Source organism: Streptomyces verrucosisporus, from assembly GCF_017114865.1.
Lineage (GTDB): Bacteria > Actinomycetota > Actinomycetes > Streptomycetales > Streptomycetaceae > Streptomyces > Streptomyces fenghuangensis.
This window is the reverse complement of the sequence record NZ_JADEYH010000062.1, coordinates 1-3,289: the sequence shown is the minus strand read 5'-3', so window position 1 is coordinate 3,289 and position 3,289 is coordinate 1. Positions and strand designations below refer to the sequence as shown.

Sequence of the window (3,289 nt, the reverse complement as noted above, 5' to 3'; positions counted from 1 at the left end):
GCGCCCTTCAGCTGTGCGGCCGGTCGTCCGCCAGGGCACGCAGGGCCAGCTCGTAGGAACCGATGCCGAAACCGGCGATGGTGCCGGAGGCCACGGCCGACACGACCGAGGTGTGGCGGAACTCCTCACGGGCGTGGGGATTGGAGATGTGCACCTCGATCAGCGGAGCGGTGCGCTGGGCGGCGGCGTCGCGCATCCCGTACGAGTAGTGGGTGAACGCGGCGGGGTTGAGGACGACCGGCACGGACGCGTCGGCGGCCTCGTGCAGCCAGCGGATCATCTCCCCCTCGTCGTTGGTCTCGCGGACCTCGACCTCCAGCCCCAGCTCCCCGCCCAGCCGCGTGCACCGCTCGACGAGCCCGGCATAGGAGGTCGAGCCGTAGACGTCGGGCTCGCGGGAACCCAGGCGGCCGAGGTTGGGCCCGTTGAGGACGAGGACCCTCCGGGGCGCGGCGCCGCTCACGCGGCGATCTCCGCGTGAGCGGCGAGCAGCATCGCCGGGTCCGGCCCCTCCAGCACGGCGGGCCGGGCCAGGCCGTCCAGGACGATGAAACGCAGCCGGTCGCCGCGGGTCTTCTTGTCGACCTTCATCGTCTGAAGCAGCTTGGGCCACTGGTCGCCCCGGTAGGTGACGGGCAGCCCGACGGCGGTGAGGACCGCCCGGTGCCGGTCGGCGGTGGCGTCGTCCAGCCGGCCCGCGATGCGCCCCAGTTCGGCGGCGAAGACCATGCCGACGGCGACGGCCGCGCCGTGCCGCCAGTTGTAGCGCTCGTTCTTCTCGATGGCGTGGGCCAGGGTGTGCCCGTAGTTGAGGATCTCCCGCAGTCCCGACTCCCTCAGATCGGAGGAGACCACCTCGGCCTTGACCCGGACCGAGCGCTCGATCAGCTCGGAGGTGTGCGGGCCCGCGGGGGTGCGGGCGGCCTCGGGGTCGGACTCGATCAGCTCCAGGATGACCGGGTCGGCGATGAAGCCCGCCTTGATGATCTCGGCCAGGCCGCTGACGTAGTCGTGCACCGGCAGCGACTCCAGCGCCGCCAGGTCGCACAGCACCCCGGCCGGCGGGTGGAAGGCGCCCACCAGGTTCTTGCCCTCGGCGGTGTTGATGCCGGTCTTGCCGCCGACGGCCGCGTCCACCATGCCCAGCACCGTGGTGGGCACCGCGATCCAGCGCACCCCGCGCAGCCAGGTCGCCGCGACGAAGCCCGCCAGGTCGGTGGTCGCTCCCCCGCCGACGCCGACGACGACGTCGGTGCGGGTGAAGCCGGAGGTCCCCAGCGCCTTCCAGCAGTACGCGGCGACCTCGGCGGTCTTGGCCTCCTCGGCGTTGGGCACCTGGATGGCGACGGCCTCGTATCCCTGGCCCGCCAGGTCCTCGCGCAGCACCTCGCCGGTCTCGGTCAGCGCCTCGGGGTGGATCACGGCCACCCGGCGGGCGTCGGAGCCGATCAGGTGCGGCAGTTCGTCCAGGAGCCGCTGTCCGACGAGGACGTCGTAGGGCGCGGTGCCCGCGGTGCCGCCAACGGTGATGCGGGTGGAGGGTGTGGTGGTCATGTGTCCTTCAACTCGAGTGCGTCCAGGACCGCCTGGGCGGTCTCCTCCGGGTCACGGCCGGCGGTGTCGACGACCACGCGGGCCACCTCGGTGTACAGCGGGCGGCGCCGCTCCATCAACGTGCGCCACTGCTTGCGGGGATTGACCGCCAGCAAAGGACGCGGGGCATCCAGCCCGACGCGTTTGACCGCGTCGGCCGGCGCCACGTCCAAGAAGACCACCGGCAGCCCGGCCAGCAGCCCGCGGGTACCCGCGTCCATGACAGCGCCACCGCCCAGCGAGAGCACCCCGCCGTGCCCGGCCAGAGCCGCACGCACCGCCTCCCGCTCCAGCTCACGAAAGTACGGCTCCCCGTCCTCCACGAAGATCTCGGAGATCGCCCTGCCCACCGCCGCCTCGATGTCCGCGTCGGTGTCGCGCAGCGACACCCCCAGCCTGCGGGCCAGCACCGCACCCACAGTGGTCTTGCCCGCACCGGGCGGACCCACCAGCACCACCACCGGACCGGTGGCCGTACTCTCCCCCGCCCCGCCCGCGCTCACCGGATCTCCAGATGATCCAGGAAACCGGCCACATTGCGGCGGGTCTCGACGACCGAGTCACCACCGAACTTCTCCGCGACCGCATCGGCCAGCACCAGCGCCACCATCGCCTCGGCCACGATCCCGGCAGCCGGAACCGCACACACATCCGAACGCTGATGATGAGCCCGGGCAACCTCCCCCGTGGCCACATCCACCGTGGCCAGCGCCCGCGGCACGGTCGCGATCGGCTTCATCGCCGCCCGCACCCGCAACACCTCACCGGTGGACAGCCCACCCTCGGTACCACCCGACCGCCCCGAGGCACGCCGCACCCCCTGCCCGGTCGGCACGATCTCGTCATGCGCCTTCGAACCGGGCACCCGCGCCAGCCCGAACCCGTCACCGACCTCCACCCCCTTGATGGCCTGAATCCCCATCAGCGCCCCCGCCAACCGGGCGTCCAGCCGCCGGTCCCAGTGCACATGACTGCCCAGCCCCACCGGCACCCCGTGGGCCACGACCTCGACGACACCACCGAGAGTGTCCCCCTCCTTGTGAGCCGCGTCGATCACCCCCACCATCACCCGGCTCGCCTCCGCATCCAGACACCGCACCGGATCCGCATCCAGCCGCGCCACGTCCCCCGGCTCCGGCAGCACCCCGGCCGGAGCCTCCGCCCCGCCCAGCGCCACCACATGGGAGACGACCTCGACACCGGCCACCTGCCGCAGATACGACCGGGCCACCGCACCCAGCGCCACCCGGGCGGCCGTCTCCCGCGCCGAGGCCCGCTCCAGAATCGGCCGGGCATCACCCACCCCGTACTTCTGCATCCCGGCCAGATCCGCATGACCGGGCCGGGGCCGGGTCAGCGGCGCGTTACGCGCCAGCTCCGCCAGCTCCGCCTCCCCCACCGGATCGGCCGCCATCACCCTCTCCCACTTGGGCCACTCGGTGTTACCGATCATGACCGCGACCGGCGAGCCCAGCGTCAGCCCGTGCCGCACCCCGCCCAGGAAGGTGACCTCGTCCCGCTCGAACTTCATCCGCGCGCCGCGACCGTAACCCAGCCGCCGCCGCGCCAGCTCCTCCGCCACCATCTCCGTGGTGACCGGCACGCCGTAGGGCAGCCCCTCCAACGTCGCCACCAGTGCGGGGCCGTGCGACTCCCCCGCGGTCAGCCAGCGCAACCTGCTCAACGGTGCTCCTCA

Annotated in this window: 4 protein-coding genes; all 4 read right to left on the bottom strand. The window is 72.7% G+C overall.

The window, feature by feature from the left end; all coding sequences use genetic code 11:
- Positions 1-7: 7 nt before the first annotated feature.
- From aroQ to aroC, 4 genes are read right to left on the bottom strand one after another with little or no spacing between them, the layout of a single operon-like run.
- Positions 8-463: a type II 3-dehydroquinate dehydratase gene (gene aroQ / locus IQ279_RS27385; RefSeq protein ID WP_206352016.1), complete on the bottom strand. Its 456-nt coding sequence runs from the start codon at positions 461-463 to the stop codon at positions 8-10.
- Positions 460-1,554, bottom strand: coding sequence for a 3-dehydroquinate synthase (gene aroB, locus IQ279_RS27380; RefSeq protein ID WP_206352015.1), 1,095 nt, complete (start codon positions 1,552-1,554; stop codon positions 460-462). The genes aroQ and aroB overlap by 4 nt, the downstream gene beginning before the upstream one ends.
- Entirely contained in the window at positions 1,551-2,096 is a 546-nt protein-coding gene (locus IQ279_RS27375; RefSeq protein ID WP_206352014.1) for a shikimate kinase, read from the bottom strand. Before IQ279_RS27375 ends, aroB begins: the two co-directional genes overlap by 4 nt.
- Positions 2,093-3,277, bottom strand: coding sequence for a chorismate synthase (gene aroC / locus IQ279_RS27370; RefSeq protein WP_206352013.1), 1,185 nt, complete (start codon positions 3,275-3,277; stop codon positions 2,093-2,095). The genes IQ279_RS27375 and aroC overlap by 4 nt, the downstream gene beginning before the upstream one ends.
- Positions 3,278-3,289 lie beyond the last annotated feature (12 nt).

Coding starts and splice junctions, on each gene's coding strand:
- aroB (WP_206352015.1), bottom strand. CDS start 1,554: ATGACCACCACACCCTCCACCCGCATCACCGTTGGCGGCACCGCGGGC.